Genomic DNA, 15260 nt, shown 5'->3' with positions numbered 1-15260 from the left:
ATTGAGTTCAGCTAAACAATTTTGCGAAAAAGACTCGTTTGCAAGAGCCCTATAATCGCGAGATTATTCCATCAATATCGATGGTTGACAAGAAAGTGCATCCCCGCCGCCATCGAGCCAAACTAATAGACTGGAAAACAGGAGATATCGCCATGGCGCAGAAATCAATGGGCGCGGCGGAATGGGCCATGCTGTTCGGATTGTCGATCCTCTGGGGCGGCTCGTTTCTGTTCAACGGCATCCTGGTACACGAACTGCCGCTCTTTACCATCGTCGCAGCGCGCGTCGCCCTGGCGGCGATCGCCTTGCATGTCATCGTCCGGATGACCGGGCAGGTGATGCCGCGCGACCGGCAGGCCTGGGCCGCCTTCTTCGGCATGGGTGTCCTCAACAATGCCATTCCTTTCCTGCTGATCGTCTGGGGCCAGACGCATATTGCCAGCGGTCTGGCCTCCATCCTCAATGCGACGACCCCGCTTTTCGCCGTCATCGTGGCGCATTTTCTGACGACGGATGAGAAGATGACCGGCAATCGCCTGATCGGCGTTGTCGTCGGTTTTGCCGGCGTGGCGCTGATGGTCGGCCCGTCGGTGCTGAGCAGCCTCGGTTCGAACGTGCTGGCGCAGCTCTCCGTGCTGGGCGCCGCCTTCTCCTATTCTCTCGCCGGCATTTACGGCCGCCGCTTCCGCCGCATGGGGCTTGCTCCTATCATCCCCGCGGCCGGACAGGTGACGGCCTCCACGATCCTGCTGCTGCCGTTTGCCCTTTTCGTCGATCACCCGTGGGCGCTCGGCATGCCTTCGGCGGAAACCTGGATGGCGCTGGCCGGCCTCGCGATCCTCTCGACCGCGATCGCCTATGTCTTGTTCTTCCGCATCCTGGCGACGGCAGGCGCCACCAACCTGATGCTGGTCACCTTCCTCATTCCCGTCAGCGCCATCCTGCTCGGTGCGCTGATCCTCGGCGAGCAATTGCAGCCGAAGCACTTTATCGGCATGGCGATGATCGCCGCCGGCCTTGCGGCGATCGATGGACGGTTATTCGCTTTCACGAGGAAAAACGTGGCGGCGGAGTAGGAAAGACGATTACCGTCTCAGCACGCCAGATCCGCAACCACGGAATCGAGGATCAGCATGCCCGCCGGCGTGCAGCGCAGGCGGGAATTGCCGAGGCGTTCGATGAAGCCGTGCTCCAGCAAGAGCTGCTCGCGTTTCGCGTCGGGCTCCCTGCCGGAGAGCTGTTGCCAGCGCACGAGGTCGATACCTTCTTTCAGGCGCAGGCCCATCAGCAGCAACTCGTCGGCCTGTTCGTCGAAGCCGAGCATTTCCTGTTCGACCATGCCGTGGCCGTCGCGCTCGACCAGCTCCAGCCAGCTTTCCGGCTTCCGCTCGGTGGACGTTGCCAATTTCTTGGGGCCGTGGGACAGCCGGCCGTGGGCGCCGGGGCCGATGCCAGCATAGTCGCCATAACGCCAGTAGGTGAGGTTGTGGCGGCTCTCCGCGCCGGGGCGGGCGTGGTTGGAGACCTCATAGGCCGGCATGCCCTCGCGCTCGGTGATCTCCTGCGTCGCCTCGTAGAGCATCGCCGATTGGTCGCCATCCGGCACGATCAATTTGCCCGCCTTGTGCAGCCCAAAAAAGGGCGTGCCTTCCTCGATGGTCAATTGATAGAGCGAGAGGTGATCGACGGCATAGGAGATCGCCTCCTTCAGCTCGCGCTCCCATTCCTCGACGGTCTGGTTCGGGCGGGCATAAATGAGATCGAAGGACATGCGCGGGAAGATCTCACGTGCCAGCTTGATCGCCTTCAACGCATCGGCGACGTCATGCAGTCGCCCTAAGAATTTCAGATCGCGATCGTTCAGCGCCTGCACGCCCATCGACACGCGGTTGACGCCGGCGGCGCGATAGCCGCGGAAACGCTCGGCTTCGACACTGGACGGATTGGCCTCCATGGTGATCTCGATCCCGGCAGGCATGTGCCAATATCTGGAAATGCCATCGAGAATCGTGGCAACCGTCTCCGGCTTCATCAGCGAAGGCGTGCCGCCGCCAAGGAAGACACTGGTCACCGTCTTCGGGCCACTGATCGCCCGCATCGACGCCATCTCCTTCAAGAAGGCGGCGGCGAAACGCTCCTGGTCGACCGGCTGGTGGCGGACATGGCTGTTGAAATCGCAATAGGGGCATTTGGCGGCGCAGAAGGGCCAATGCACATAAACGCCGAAACCGGGTTCACCGGTATCGGGCAGCAACGGCGCCTCACGCGTCATATTTTGCGATTCCAGAGTGTCCACGGGCTTGAGCTTATGCCTCCAGGCAGGTTTCAACGAAGATTTTGAAGGCACGGGCCCGATGCGAAAGGGCTTGGGGTTCACCTGGCTTCCAGCCATGCTTCTGCTCGGCGCTCATCTCGCCGAAGGTCGCGTCGTAATTCTCGGGCTGGAACACCGGATCATAGCCGAAGCCCTGCGTGCCGCGCGGCGGCCAGACGACGCGGCCTTCGACTTCGCCGCGAAAGAGCTCGGTGTGCCCGTCCGGCCAGGCGAGGCAAAGCACGCTTACGAAGCGCGCCGTACGGCTCTCCGGCGAAGCGGCACCGGCCTCTTCGAGCGCGCTCTCGACCTTCCGCATCGCCATGGCGAAATCGCGAGTACCATCCGGTGTTTCCGCCCAGTTGGCGGTATAGACGCCGGGATTGCCGTCAAGCGCATCGATGACCAGGCCGGAATCGTCCGATAGCGCCGGCAGACCGGAAGCTTGCGCCGAGGCCAGCGCCTTGATCGTCGCGTTTTCCTCGAAGGTCGTGCCCGTCTCGTCCGGCTCGATGAAATTGAGATCGGCGGCCGACTTGGCTGTAAAGCCGAACGGGCCGATCAAATCCTGGATTTCACGGATCTTGCCGGCATTGTGGCTGGCGACGACGATAGTCTTGGTATCGAGCTTGCGCATATCCTGTCCTGTCATAGCCCCCAGATGCGGGGTTCGGCGCATTCCAGGCTGTTGCCGGCCGGATCGCGGAAATAGATCGAGCGGCCGCCATTCGGCCAGTTAAAATCGGCTTCGATGGCGACGCCGGCAGCCTTCAGTTTCTGCGCCATCGCTTCGATATCGTTGCCGCCGACCCGGAAGCAGGCGTGGCCGTGGCCCTTCGTGCCGTGCGGCGGCACCGGCAAGGAACTCGATTCCGGCGGCTTCACTGTCTCATGACTGTTGAAGATGAGCAGCACGCCCGGCCCGCAGCGATAAAAGACATGACGGTTGCCGCCGCGCGAAATCTTCTGCAGTCCGAGAACGCCGCCATAGAAGGCCTCGGCTGCATCGAGATCGTCCGCATAAAGAGCGGTTTCCAGAACGCCTTCCATCAACGGGTTCATCGGTTGACCGCCTCTTCGGTCAGGCTATCGCCTGCTTCTGCAGCTCCACCAGTTCGGCGATGCCGTTCTTGGCGAGATGCATCAGGGATGTGAATTCTTCTTCGCTGAAGGGCGTGCCTTCGGCCGTACCCTGGATCTCGACGATGCCGCCGGCGCCAGTCATGACGAAATTGGCATCGGTCTCGGCGGATGAATCCTCGAGGTAGTCGAGGTCGATCACCGGCTGGCCGGCAAAGATGCCGCAGGAAACCGCAGCGATATGATCCTTCAGGACACGGTCGGTCTTGATCATATTGCGGCTTTCCATCCACTTCAGGCAATCGTAGAGCGCGATCCAGGCACCGGTGATCGAGGCCGTGCGGGTGCCGCCATCGGCCTGGATGACGTCGCAGTCGATCGTGATCTGGCGCTCGCCAAGCGCCTGCAGGTCGACGATGGCGCGCAGCGACCGGCCGATCAGACGCTGGATCTCCTGCGTGCGGCCGCCCTGCTTGCCGGCAGCGGCTTCGCGCTTCATGCGTTCGCCCGTGGCGCGCGGCAGCATGCCGTATTCGGCCGTGATCCAGCCCTTGCCGCTGTTGCGCAGCCATGGCGGCGTCTTTTCTTCCAGGCTCGCCGTGCAGAGCACATGCGTGTCGCCGAATTTGACCAGGCACGAGCCTTCCGCATGCTTGGAAAAATTGCGCTCGAACGACACCTTGCGCATCTGGTCGGTTTTTCTGCCTGAAGGCCGCATTCTACTCTCCTGAACGTTATTGACCGCTTCTACGATCCACAGGCGGCTTTTGCAAAGGAAAAGCAGGCGCAAGGGCCTTGTTGTGATGGCCTTGACATTTTTCCCTTTTGCCATTGCTAACTGAATGATTATATTTTGACTAAGGCTCAACAGAACGGGTTTGACAGCGAAATGGGGTTCACGACATCGTCGGTTTCGGATGCCATTGCAGCGCTGGACGAACGCTCGAAGGAAATCTTCCGCCGTATCGTCGAAGGTTATCTTGAGAATGGCGAACCGCTCGGCTCGCGCAATCTTTCGCGCTTGCTGCCCATGTCCCTGTCGCCGGCCTCCGTGCGCAATGTCATGAGCGATCTGGAAGAGCTGGGGCTGATCTATTCGCCGCATATCAGCGCCGGTCGCCTGCCGACGCAGCTCGGCCTGCGCTTCTTCGTCGATGCCTTCATGCAGGTCGGCGATCTCTCCGCGGAAGACCGCGCTACCATCGAACGCCAAGTGCGCGGCAGCAATCGCGATCAGCCGATGGAATCGGTCATGACCGAGGCGAGCCGCATGCTTTCTGGTATTTCGCGCGGCGCCGGCTTGGTGATCACCTCGAAGAGCGATCCGGTGCTGAAGCATGTCGAATTCATCCGCCTGGAGCCGACCAAGGCGCTCGCCGTGCTCGTCGGCGACCACGATCAGGTGGAGAACCGCATCATCGAATTGCCGGCCGGCGTTACGTCCTCGCAGCTCACGGAAGCGGCGAATTTCCTCAACGCTCACATGACCGGCCAGACTTTGCCGGAGCTGCGCCGTCAATTGCAGACGTTGAAGGAGAGTGTGCGCCAGGAGCTCGATATTCTGTCGCACGAGCTCGTCGAACGCGGGATCGCCGTCTGGTCCGGCGACGGGGATGACGGCAAGCCGACGCAGCTCATCGTGCGCGGCCGCGCCAATCTGCTGGCCGAAGTGGGCGGGGCTGAAGATCTGGACCGGCTACGCCTGCTGTTCGACGATCTCGAAAAGAAGGACAGCCTGATCGAGATTCTGAATCTCGCCGAAAGCGGGCCGGGCGTACGCATCTTCATCGGCTCGGAAAACAAGCTCTTCTCGCTCTCCGGCTCCTCGCTGATCGTCGCGCCCTATCGCGATGACGACGACCGCATCGTCGGCGCCGTCGGCGTCATCGGCCCGACACGGCTGAACTATGCCCGCATCGTGCCGATGGTGGACTATACCGCCCAATTGATTTCCAGGCTGTCGCGGCCAGGAATCTGACGAAAGCCTCTGGAGAGCGGGCGCCCATTCGAACGCGCAAAGAGCGTTTAATCCGGTAGCAGGGTTCCTGATCCGCCCATCTCCGCCGGCATGTCCTTCTGCTTCGGCAGGCCGTCCCTTAGGTGCAGCACGGTGTTTTCATAGTTGACATGAAGCATCGGCTGAAAATCGAGGGTTGGAATGATGGCGGCGTAGACATCGGTCACGCCCCATAAAGGATGTTCGGTCAACAGATGCCCGCCACAAATCTTGCACCATTTGCGCACGCTCTTTTCGCTTCGCTGGTAGCTGCCGATGTGGTCGGCGCCCTTGGTGACATGCACGGCTTCCGGCGGCCAGAGCGAAAAGGCGTTGACCGGCCCCGCCGACCACTCCCGGCAGGAGTCGCAATGGCAATAACCCATTGCCGCCGGCTCACCACTGACCGTGATTTCCACTGCGCCGCAGAAACATTTACCCGAATGGGACTTGCTGCTGGACATGGACGATACCTCATGTCGTGTTGAAACGGCCCAGACTATACCGGGAAAGGGTCTTCGATAGTAGAAGCCCCAACGGGGGAGGCTCTCTCACCCGATTGGTATCCGGGCAAATATGACCGGATTGCCGGGAAATGCCTGTTCTTCACGACAAAGCCTTGATTTTTTCCGGCCAAACCTCGATATCGGGCACATCAAAAAGACAAAGCAATTCGGAGACCGTCATGACCGACGAAACAACGAAAACCGGACCTGACGCCACGGCGACTGATAATCCCGCGGGCTTTGCGCAGGAGGCTGCGGAAACTGCGGATGCGGCCCAGCCTTCGCAGCCGGATCCGGTCGAGCTGCTTAGGGCCGAAAATAGCGATCTGCGCGACCGCTATCTGCGCCTTGCCGCCGAGATGGACAATTTGCGCCGTCGCACCGAGCGTGACGTCAAGGACGCCAAGTCCTATTCCGTTGCCAGCTTCGCCCGCGACATGCTTGCCGTGTCGGATAATCTGCGCCGCACGCTGGAAGCCATTCCGGCGGAAGCCCTCGCCGAAGCCGATGCCGGCCTGAAGACGCTGATCGAAGGCGTGGAGATGACCGAGCGCTCCATGCTGTCGGCTTTGGAGCGCCACGGTGTCCGCCAGATCGAGCCGGTCGGCCAGAAGTTCGATCCGAACTTCCATCAGGCGATGTTCGAGGTGCCGAACACCGAAGTGCCGAACAATACGGTCGTGCAGGTGGTGCAGGCCGGCTTCGTCATCGGCGAGCGCGTTCTGCGCCCAGCTATGGTCGGCGTCGCCAAGGGCGGCCCGAAGGTTGCCGAAATTTCCGAGCCGGGCGCCAACAGCCCGTTCGATGAAAAAGACGCCTGATCTTTAAGTCGTCTGTAAAAAAGAAGAGCCGGATGACGAGGTCATCCGGCTCTTCTTTTATCCGCGTTTAAATTCGAGTCGGTCCTCAGGCAGCGTTGGACGCCTGCTCCTCGTTGAGGAAGGCGTAGATCGCCGAGGCGGATTCGGTGGCGCGCAGCTTGGCGACGAGATCCTGGTCGCGCAGCACGCGGGCAATGCGCGACAGCGCTTTCAGATGGTCGGCGCCGGCACCCTCGGGGGCAAGCAGTAGGAAGACCAAGTCGACGGGCTGGTCGTCCAGCGCCTCAAAATCGACGGGGGCTTCCAGGCGCGCAAAAATACCGATGATGGATTTGATGCTGGTGAGCTTGCCGTGCGGAATGGCGATGCCGTTGCCGACGCCGGTGGAGCCCAGACGCTCCCGCTGCAGCACGACGTCGAAAATCTCGCGCTCGGGCAGTCCGGTTATTTTGGAGGCTTTGGCTGCCAGCTCCTGAAGCAGTTGTTTTTTGGAATTTGCCCTCAAGGCGGGGATGATCGCATCTTGGTGCAGCAAATCTGCCAATGCCATTCTCTTTATCCTTCGTGTGGCAGAGATCCGATGACGGAGGAGCGGCGGCCGGCAGACACTGCGCGGGGCCGTCGCTCATCTTCTTTTCTCAGCCCTTGATATTGGCTGCGTCGATCCAGCCAATGTTGCCGTCCTGACGACGGTAAACGATATTCAGATGTTCCTTGCCGGGGCTGCGGAAAAGCAGCAACGGCTCGTCGGTCATGTCGAGCGCCATCACGGCGGTCGCGACGGACATGGTCTTCAGTTGTTTCGTGCTTTCGGCGACGATCGCCGGCGCGAAATCGGCAGGGATTTCATCCTCGTCGTCCGGAACACCGTCCATAACGGTATAGGCGACTTCGGCGAGGCCATTCGTGTGGTTGCCGGCCTGGTGATCCTTGAGCTTGCGTTTGTAGCGGCGCAGGCGCTTTTCGATGCGCTCGGACGCCGCGTCGAAGGCCAATTGCGGGTCCATCGCCTCTCCGGCGGCGTGCAGGACGACGCCACTGTCGAGATGAAGCTTGCAATCGGCTGCGAAGCGGGAACTGGATTTCTGTACCGTCACTTGGCCCGAATACCCCCCGTCGAAGTATTTCGTAACGGCCATACCGATCTGGTCTTCAATCCGTTGGCGGAAGGAGTCACCAATTTCCATATGTTTCCCGGAGACACGCACACTCATGGAGTTTCCCTTCTTGTAGCGGTTATTGGGCGCGCCAGTTTACGCCAAGCCTCAAGCTCATCCAAGCACTTCACGCAGTCAAAGACAAATTGCGTTTGTCAGGCGCCCTGGGGATGGTGGGGATAAGTTCATGGCAGTGATGTCCTGCAACGATTGCGGCGGGCTTCTAGCTCCGCCACATCGGAAAGTCAACTGAATCTTAAGGATCCGTTAGCGGATTCGCAGTCTGCGGTTGAGCCTGGGCAATTGCTAGAAGCTGGCGACTTTTGCCAGTGCACGCTTCTCCCGGCGGCGCTGTACCGAGGAGGGGATGTTCATCGCCTCGCGGTATTTTGCAACCGTACGGCGAGCAAGCTCGATGCCGCCCTTCTTTAGCGTATCGACGATATCGTCATCGGAGAGCACCGCGTCCGGGCTCTCATGCGAGATCAGCACACGGATCTTGTGACGCACCGCCTCGGCCGAATGGCTGTCGCCACCCTCGACGGCACTGATCGAGACGGTGAAGAAATATTTTAGCTCGAACAGGCCGCGCGGCGTCAGCATGTATTTGTTCGAGGTCACGCGGCTGACGGTCGATTCATGCATCTTGATGGCATCCGCCACGGTCTTCAGATTGAGCGGTCGCAAATGGTCGACGCCGTGCACGAGGAAGGCATCCTGCTGCCGGACGATCTCGCTCGCGACCTTCATGATCGTCTTGGCACGCTGATCGAGGCTGCGCGTCAGCCAATTGGCATTCTGCAGGCATTCCGAAAGGAAGGCGTGATCCTGGCTCGTCTTGGAGACGGAGGCGAAATAGGACTGGCTGACCAGGACGCGCGGCAGCGTATCGGGATTGAGCTCCACCAGCCAGCTTCCGTCGGAGGCCGGGCGCACCACGATATCGGGCATGATGGCCTCGGATATGCCAGTCTCGAAGCCGCTGCCCGGTTTCGGGTTCAACTGGCGAATCTCCGCCATCATGTCGAGCAGATCTTCTTCATCGACGCCGCAGAGCCGTTTCAACGTCGCGAAATCGCGCCGGGCGAGAAGCTCGAGGTTCTGGATCAGCCGTTCCATGGCCGGATCGAAACGATCCTTCTGGCGAAGCTGGATCGCCAGGCATTCGCTGAGAGAACGGGCAAAGACGCCGGGAGGGTCGAGCAACTGCAATGTGCCGAGCACGCGCTCGACGTCCGGAACGGTGGCGCCGAGGCGCTCCGCGGCTTCGCTCAAATCGGCCTGCAGATAGCCGGCATCGTCGAGCTGATCGACGAGGTACTGCGCGATCAGCCGGTCGGCCATGCTGGGCAGGGAAAAGGGGATCTGTTCGTTCAGGTGGTCGCGCAGGGAAACTTGGCCGGCGACGAAATCGTCGAGATCGTAGCTTTCACCGGCTTCGCCGCCGGGCATCGACTTCCACTGGCTGAGCAGTTCCGGCGCATCCGCGCGCTGCGGGCTGCCGTCGTCGGGAAAGACGTTGCTGAAATTGGTATCGAGCTCGTCGCTCAGCCGGTCGGCATGGCCGGTATTTTCGCTCTCGTACCAGTCGCTGGCAAGATCGCCGCTGTTGCGGTCGAAACCGTCATCGCCCTGGCTTTCCTCCGCCGCGTCGAACCTATCGTCCTTCGCCTCGCGATCACCGCTGCTGCCTATATCCTCGTCATTTGACGTAAATTCGAGCAGCGGATTCTTCTCGACTTCCTGGGCGATGAATTGGGTGAGTTCAAAATGCGTCATCTGCAGCAACTGGATGGATTGCATCAGTTGCGGTGTCATCACCAGGCTTTGGCTTTGGCGCAGAAAAAGATTGGCCGATAATGCCATGGCGGACGCGAGACTCCCCTTGATCTCTTCGGGAATCTGCGTTCTTCGCTCAAAAAAATCCGCAAAATTCCAACTGGCCCAAAAATTGCTTTTTTATTGGGTTTGGTCAAGCGGAACCGTGATGGGATGGTGAATTTCCGGAGCGCTACGCCCTGTGGTAAGGCATAGAAGCGCCCCGGTTCAACCTAAGCTGTTTAAAGGCTGAAATTGTCGCCGAGATAGAGTTTGCGCACTTCCGGATTGCTGACGATGTCATTGGCCCTGCCATGGGTCAGCACTTCGCCGGCATGGATGATATAGGCGCGATCGATCAGGCCGAGCGTCTCACGGACGTTGTGGTCGGTGATCAGCACGCCGATGCCGCGCGCCGTCAGGTGGTGCACGAGATTCTGAATGTCGGCGACCGAGATCGGGTCGACGCCGGCAAAGGGCTCGTCGAGCAGCATGAAGGTCGGGTCGGTTGCCAGTGCGCGGGCAATTTCCAGGCGCCGCCGCTCACCGCCGGAGAGGGCGATCGCCGGCACCGTGCGCAGATTGCGGATGTGGAATTCCTCCAGCAACTCGTCGATCTTGCGCTCCCGCTTCTTCTTGTCCTTCTCATGAACTTCGAGAACGGCGCGGATGTTTTCTTCCACCGTCAGGCCACGGAAGATCGAGGCTTCCTGCGGCAGATAGCCGACGCCAAGGCGAGCGCGGCGATACATCGGCATCGAGGTGACGTTGTTGCCGTCGATCTCGATCGTGCCTTCATCGACCGGCACCAGCCCGGTGATCATGTAGAAGCATGTCGTCTTGCCGGCACCGTTCGGTCCAAGCAGGCCGACGGCCTCGCCGCGCCGCACGACCAGCGAAACGCCGTTGACGACGCGCCGCGTGCGGTAGGTCTTGGTGAGGCCGCGCGCGATCAGGGTGCCCTGATAACGCGCTTTGTCTCCGGCCGCCGTGCTGGATGCCGCAGTGCTCGATCCGGACGCGCCGGGCAAGGTGGGTGTGGTCGATATCGTCACGAGAAGACCGGGATCAGTTCTTTTTTTGCTGTTGCTGCTGCACTTGCTGCGATTTCGGATCGAGCTGAATCTGGACGCGGCCCCCGCAGGCATCCAGTTGCGCTTCACCCGTGGCCATATGCACGGTGAGTTGACAGCCGGTGAACACGTTCGGCCCGTCGGTCAGTACGACCTTCTGGCCTTTGAGAATGGCAAGCTGGTTGGCCATGTCGAAAGAGCCGTCATCCGCCGTCGCCGTCTGTGTGCCGGACACGAGATAGACCTTGTCGGTGACCAGAATGTGGTCGATGTCGGCGTCACCCGAGACCAGCGACTGGTTTTGCTGCTTGGCGGCGTTTGCGACCGGATTTTCCGTTGCCGGCTTGGCATTGGCGTCGGCAGGCTGCTTCTTCTTGTAGAAGACCGTCATCTTGCCGGCCTGCATCGTCGTGGTGCCCTGGACGACCTTGACGTTGCCGGTGAACACTGCCTGGCTTTCCGCGTCGTGGATTTCCAGCTTGTCGCTTTCGATCTGGATCGGCTGATCCTTGGAAAGCTTCAGGCCGGGCATGTTGCTTGTCGTTGCCTGGGCGCCGACTTCCGTCGCCGCAAAAATCGCAAGTGCGCTGAAGGCGCAGAAGAGGCCGGCCTTGCGCAGGCCAGAGTTGAAAAGAGAATGACGCCAATCGTTTGTCATGAACCGCCCGGCTGTTGGTCGCTAGCTGAATTATGGAGTGTGGCTGGTTCGATATGCATCTGAACCTGCCCGTCGAATACGATTACGCTCCCCTTATCCGTCATCTTGAGCGACTGTGCAACAACCGACATGCCTCCTCTGTAGATTGCAACCTGGTCCTGGCTGGAGAGGTCACCCTTCTTCACGTCAAGGAAAGCTGTTTTGAATTCGGCGCGCAAACCGTTGTCCATCAGAATGGTAAAGGGTGCGGTGAGCTGCAGCGTGTCGGCCTGGCGGTCGAAATCCGCGCTTTGAGCCGTCACATGCGCGATCACCTGGTTGTTGACCGGCATGGAGGCCTTGATGGTCTTGAGGGTGATCATATTGGGATTCTTAATGTCCTGCAGCGCCTTCTCGGCGAGCATGGAGTAGTTGATACCGTCCTTGTTGCGGCCGGCAATGGCAGGGCGCTCCATCACGACCTTGCCGTCCTCGATCCTCGCGCCTTCGATCTGAATACTCTCCGGCAGATATGCGCGCACGACCGAAACCGCGATGAAGATCAGCGAGACGATGAACGCAGCCAAGGGAAGCAGGATTTTCAGTCTTCTCACGCGCGCGGAATGAAAGATCGCGTCCTTATACGCGTTTCTTTCTAGCTCGGAGCCGATCGCCTGGCCGGAGGTCTCGATAGTATTGAGCATGCAACAGGTCCGTCTTCTCTGATCCGGAAAAACACGTTCGAGTCATGCACAGACTGTGCCAACAAGCCTGGCAGATCGTTTCGCATTATTGCATTGGCTTGCCAATATGGATTTTTTTCTGCAACAAGCAATTTTAGCAAAAAAATATAATACGCAGCGGTTTCGTCCGATCGGTCATCGCCCTATCTGACGAAACGCCGCATGGAAAGCCTGGAGCACAATCTCGAAAATCGAGATGGATTTTCGCGAAGGATTATGCCCGTTTCATGGTGTTGGTCTATCCGGTTCGTTGTGTATCCAATTTATGACAAGGGGAGAGATAAGGCGTCATGGACAGTTCTGCAATCGCAGATCGGCGGCAATTGCGCCGCAAGCTCGGCTTCTGGCGCGTCGTCGCCGTCCTTCTCCTGGTGGCGCTCGGCTTTGCGCTTTATAGTTTCGCTGCGGGCGATTTGCCCGCCATACGCGGGCCGCAGATCGCCCGGGTCAAGATTTCCGGGCTTATCCAGGATGACACCGAGCTTTTGGAGCGGCTGAAGAAGATCCAGGACAGTGATCAGGTCAAGGCGCTGATCGTCTCGATTTCTTCGACCGGCGGCACGACCTATGGCGGCGAACGCATCTTCAAGGCCATTCGTGCCGTTGCCGCGAAGAAGCCTGTGGTTTCCGATATCCGCACCGTTGCGGCGTCTGCAGGCTATATGATCGCCACGGCGGGTGATGATATTGTCGCCGGCGACACCTCGATCACCGGTTCGATCGGCGTCATCTTTCAGTATCCGCAGGCGAAAGACCTGCTCGACAAGCTCGGCCTCTCGCTGGACGAGATCAAGTCGGCGCCGCTGAAGGCCGAGCCGTCGCCATTCCATCCGGCGAGCGAAGAGGCCAAGGCTATGATCCGCAGCATGGTCATGGACAGCTATGGCTGGTTCGTCGATCTCGTCGCCGACCGCCGAAAATTGCCGCGCGAGGACGTGTTGAAGCTTGCGGACGGCAGCATCTTCACCGGCCGGCAGGCATTGCAGAACAAGCTGGTCGACACCCTCGGCGGCGAGGACGAAATCCGCGCCTATCTCGACACGCGCAAGGTCAAAAAGGACTTGCCGATCATCGATTGGAAGGCACAGGACAAAACCTCATCCTTCTTTTGGCCGAGCGCCGCTTCCTGGTTGCTAAATCGTCTCGGTTATGATGATTTTGTGAAGGGAGAGGATCTCCAGAAAATTATGACAGAGAAGTTGTTTCTTGACGGCCTGCTTTCTGTTTGGCAGGGTGCAGCCAATTGATAAATCAATGATTTAAGGGGGCCAACCGTGATCAAGTCGGAATTGGTGCAGATTGTTGCGGCACGTAACCCACATCTTTACCACCGGGACGTCGAAAATATCGTCAATGCTGTCCTCGACGAGATCACCGATGCGCTCGCTGCGGGAAACCGCGTTGAGCTTCGCGGCTTCGGCGCTTTCTCCGTCAAGAACCGGCCCTCGCGCTCCGGTCGTAACCCGCGCACGGGCGATACGGTGTTCGTCGAGGAAAAATGGGTTCCCTTTTTCAAGACGGGCAAGGAGCTACGGGAGCGCCTGAATCCTGGCGCCGGTGATGAAGAAGACGACAATTAATCGTCGTTTTGACCAATACTCTTCGCGAATGTTCCTGGTGGACATGATTGTGCCGTGACCGGGTGGCACTTGAACTCGGCCCGGTCTTTCTTATTCTGCGGCTATAGGCGATAGGAGTGCATGGCACGGATGCGCCTGGACAAAGGAGCGTTCGCAATGGCCAAGAAGATCATGAACCTGCTGATATTGCTGCCGCTCGGCATCATCCTCATCATCTTCTGCGTCGCCAACCGGCAGTCCGTCACGCTTGCGCTCAATCCGTTCAGGCCTGAGGATCAGGTGCTGTCGCTGAGCGCGCCGCTGTTCGTGCTGCTGTTTGTGGCCCTGATTATCGGCATGTTGGTCGGCGCGGCTGTCACCTGGTTCAATCAGGGCAAACACCGCAAGCTTGCCCGGAGTCAGTCGCGCGAAGCCGTGCGCTGGCAGGCGGAAGCCGACAAGCACCGCAACCGCGCCGAACAGATCGCCGGCCAACTTCCGTCAAAGTGACTGGTCGCCACCGAACTGCATATCCTTGTAATCACCCTCCGGCGATGAGCCGTCGCCAATGATCGCAAAACCAAGGCCGCGATAAAAGGCGATGGCGCGCGTGTTTTTCACCAGGCATTTCAGCCGGTAGTGCCGCTTCGGCCATTCCGGCAGGGCGGCAAGTAGCGCCTTGCCGGCGCCCCGGCCCTGGAATGCAGGCAGGATGTAGAGCATATGGATGAAATCATCCGGTTCCCATAGCGCCATGAAGCCGGCGATGCTGCCGTTCCGATCCTCGCAGACGAAGACGCGCTCACCTTTCGTGTGAATGGCGAAATCTTCGCTATGGAATTTGCCGGGGTCGACCCAGAGAAACGTCATGCGACGGACGCGCAGATAGATATCGGCGAGAATGTCCGTATCCCGCTCGCGTGCCGGCCGGATGGTCCAAAGATCTGATTTTGACGTCATGAGCAGTCTATGGCGGGTCGGATGACGATCGCAATCAGGCGCTGGCCTGGCCGTTGAGGGCCGCCGTGAAATCGGCGAAGAATTGCTGCGCCAGTTTCTTCGCACTGGAATCGACCAGCCGCGAGCCGAGCTGGGCGATCTTGCCGCCGACCTGGGCCTTGGCCTCATAATGCAGGATCGTCTCGCCGCTTTCCTCTTTCAGAGTGACATCGGCCCCACCCTTGGCAAAGCCGGCAATGCCGCCCTTTCCTTCGCCGAAGATCGTATAGCTCTCCGGTGCATTGATGTTGGAGAGCGTCACTTCACCGTTGAATGTGGCGGAGACCGGGCCGATCTTCAATTTCACCGTTGCCGTCAGTTCTGTCGGCGAAATCTTCTCCAGGCTTTGGCAGCCGGGAATGCATTGCTTGAGAATATCGGGGTCGTTCAGCGCGGCCCACACGACGTCCCGCGGCGCGGCAATCCGTTCTTCACCGGTCATATCCATGCGCAACCCTCCCGATCTGGCATTTCATCCGGGGATAATCGCAGATCGGAAAGCGCTTTGCCAAGTGGCGGCCAGATGCTATTTGCACGCACATATCAATTTTGAGACA

The 15260-nt window shown here is 59.7% G+C and carries 19 protein-coding genes; 6 read left to right on the top strand and 13 right to left on the bottom strand.

The features are described 5' to 3' along the window. Positions 1 to 152: 152 nt before the first annotated feature. Positions 153 to 1076: a DMT family transporter gene (locus tag ACXHXG_RS05295; protein ID WP_457898647.1), complete on the top strand. Its 924-nt coding sequence runs from the start codon at positions 153 to 155 to the stop codon at positions 1074 to 1076. A gap of 17 nt (positions 1077 to 1093) precedes the next feature. Here the strand turns inward: ACXHXG_RS05295 and hemW are convergent, their stop codons facing one another. The 4 genes from hemW to rph are packed head-to-tail and all read right to left on the bottom strand — an operon-like array spanning position 1094 to position 4112. After that, on the bottom strand, positions 1094 to 2272 hold the full coding sequence (gene hemW / locus ACXHXG_RS05290; RefSeq protein ID WP_457898646.1) for a radical SAM family heme chaperone HemW: 1179 nt from the start codon (positions 2270 to 2272) through the stop codon (positions 1094 to 1096). Between the two features lie 34 nt (positions 2273 to 2306). After that, a complete protein-coding gene (rdgB, locus tag ACXHXG_RS05285; protein WP_457898645.1) occupies positions 2307 to 2951 on the bottom strand; it encodes an RdgB/HAM1 family non-canonical purine NTP pyrophosphatase in 645 nt (214 codons plus the stop codon). Between the two features lie 11 nt (positions 2952 to 2962). Further along, the gene (locus tag ACXHXG_RS05280; RefSeq protein ID WP_457898644.1) at positions 2963 to 3376 is read right to left on the bottom strand and encodes a VOC family protein; all 414 of its coding nucleotides are present in this window, start codon (positions 3374 to 3376) and stop codon (positions 2963 to 2965) included. Between the two features lie 19 nt (positions 3377 to 3395). After that, the gene (rph, locus tag ACXHXG_RS05275; protein WP_104821805.1) at positions 3396 to 4112 is read right to left on the bottom strand and encodes a ribonuclease PH; all 717 of its coding nucleotides are present in this window, start codon (positions 4110 to 4112) and stop codon (positions 3396 to 3398) included. Positions 4113 to 4283: 171 nt separating this feature from the next. Here rph and hrcA point away from each other — a divergent pair, with 171 nt between their 5' ends. Continuing rightward, positions 4284 to 5372 carry a heat-inducible transcriptional repressor HrcA gene (hrcA, locus tag ACXHXG_RS05270; RefSeq protein ID WP_104821806.1) on the top strand — a complete coding sequence of 363 codons (1089 nt, stop codon included), beginning with the start codon at positions 4284 to 4286 and terminating at the stop codon, positions 5370 to 5372. A 47-nt stretch (positions 5373 to 5419) separates the two neighbouring features. Here hrcA and ACXHXG_RS05265 read toward each other — a convergent pair whose 3' ends face one another. After that, the gene (locus ACXHXG_RS05265; RefSeq protein ID WP_104821807.1) at positions 5420 to 5854 is read right to left on the bottom strand and encodes a GFA family protein; all 435 of its coding nucleotides are present in this window, start codon (positions 5852 to 5854) and stop codon (positions 5420 to 5422) included. Between the two features lie 221 nt (positions 5855 to 6075). Here ACXHXG_RS05265 and grpE point away from each other — a divergent pair, with 221 nt between their 5' ends. Then, the gene (gene grpE / locus ACXHXG_RS05260; protein ID WP_283048803.1) at positions 6076 to 6717 is read left to right on the top strand and encodes a nucleotide exchange factor GrpE; all 642 of its coding nucleotides are present in this window, start codon (positions 6076 to 6078) and stop codon (positions 6715 to 6717) included. An 85-nt stretch (positions 6718 to 6802) separates the two neighbouring features. On the opposite strand, the gene ptsN is transcribed toward grpE, so the two are convergent. From ptsN to lptC, 6 genes are all read right to left on the bottom strand, one after another. Then, the gene (ptsN, locus tag ACXHXG_RS05255; protein WP_457898643.1) at positions 6803 to 7267 is read right to left on the bottom strand and encodes a PTS IIA-like nitrogen regulatory protein PtsN; all 465 of its coding nucleotides are present in this window, start codon (positions 7265 to 7267) and stop codon (positions 6803 to 6805) included. 88 nt (positions 7268 to 7355) lie between these two features. Beyond that, positions 7356 to 7931: a ribosome hibernation-promoting factor, HPF/YfiA family gene (gene hpf / locus ACXHXG_RS05250; RefSeq protein ID WP_104821809.1), complete on the bottom strand. Its 576-nt coding sequence runs from the start codon at positions 7929 to 7931 to the stop codon at positions 7356 to 7358. Between the two features lie 249 nt (positions 7932 to 8180). Next, a complete protein-coding gene (gene rpoN, locus ACXHXG_RS05245; RefSeq protein ID WP_457898642.1) occupies positions 8181 to 9740 on the bottom strand; it encodes an RNA polymerase factor sigma-54 in 1560 nt (519 codons plus the stop codon). A 194-nt stretch (positions 9741 to 9934) separates the two neighbouring features. After that, positions 9935 to 10723, bottom strand: a complete 789-nt coding sequence (gene lptB, locus ACXHXG_RS05240; RefSeq protein ID WP_104821811.1) for an LPS export ABC transporter ATP-binding protein — start codon at positions 10721 to 10723, stop codon at positions 9935 to 9937. 37 nt (positions 10724 to 10760) lie between these two features. Then, positions 10761 to 11423 (bottom strand): LptA/OstA family protein, encoded by a 663-nt coding sequence (locus tag ACXHXG_RS05235; protein WP_104821812.1) that lies wholly within the window; start codon positions 11421 to 11423, stop codon positions 10761 to 10763. Then, positions 11420 to 12106, bottom strand: a complete 687-nt coding sequence (gene lptC / locus ACXHXG_RS05230) for an LPS export ABC transporter periplasmic protein LptC (protein ID WP_260303316.1) — start codon at positions 12104 to 12106, stop codon at positions 11420 to 11422. Before lptC ends, ACXHXG_RS05235 begins: the two co-directional genes overlap by 4 nt. 329 nt (positions 12107 to 12435) lie before the next feature. Here lptC and sppA point away from each other — a divergent pair, with 329 nt between their 5' ends. The 3 genes from sppA (at position 12436) to ACXHXG_RS05215 (ending at position 14214) form a co-directional block, all read left to right on the top strand. Then, complete coding sequence (gene sppA / locus ACXHXG_RS05225) at positions 12436 to 13392, top strand: signal peptide peptidase SppA (RefSeq protein ID WP_104821814.1); 957 nt, start codon at positions 12436 to 12438, stop codon at positions 13390 to 13392. Between the two features lie 27 nt (positions 13393 to 13419). After that, the gene (locus ACXHXG_RS05220; RefSeq protein ID WP_004120746.1) at positions 13420 to 13725 is read left to right on the top strand and encodes an integration host factor subunit beta; all 306 of its coding nucleotides are present in this window, start codon (positions 13420 to 13422) and stop codon (positions 13723 to 13725) included. A gap of 156 nt (positions 13726 to 13881) precedes the next feature. Continuing rightward, positions 13882 to 14214 carry a LapA family protein gene (locus tag ACXHXG_RS05215; protein WP_457898641.1) on the top strand — a complete coding sequence of 111 codons (333 nt, stop codon included), beginning with the start codon at positions 13882 to 13884 and terminating at the stop codon, positions 14212 to 14214. On the opposite strand, the gene ACXHXG_RS05210 is transcribed toward ACXHXG_RS05215, so the two are convergent. Together ACXHXG_RS05210 and ACXHXG_RS05205 are read right to left on the bottom strand one after the other, a co-directional pair. Then, a complete protein-coding gene (locus tag ACXHXG_RS05210; RefSeq protein WP_457898640.1) occupies positions 14206 to 14664 on the bottom strand; it encodes a GNAT family N-acetyltransferase in 459 nt (152 codons plus the stop codon). The genes ACXHXG_RS05215 and ACXHXG_RS05210 overlap by 9 nt on opposite strands. A gap of 34 nt (positions 14665 to 14698) precedes the next feature. Further along, entirely contained in the window at positions 14699 to 15151 is a 453-nt protein-coding gene (locus tag ACXHXG_RS05205; protein ID WP_104821816.1) for an SRPBCC family protein, read from the bottom strand. Positions 15152 to 15260: the final 109 nt, after the last annotated feature.

It is taken from the genome of Rhizobium sp. LEGMi-198b (assembly GCF_054114205.1).
This window is presented reverse-complemented; position numbering and strand designations above follow the sequence as displayed.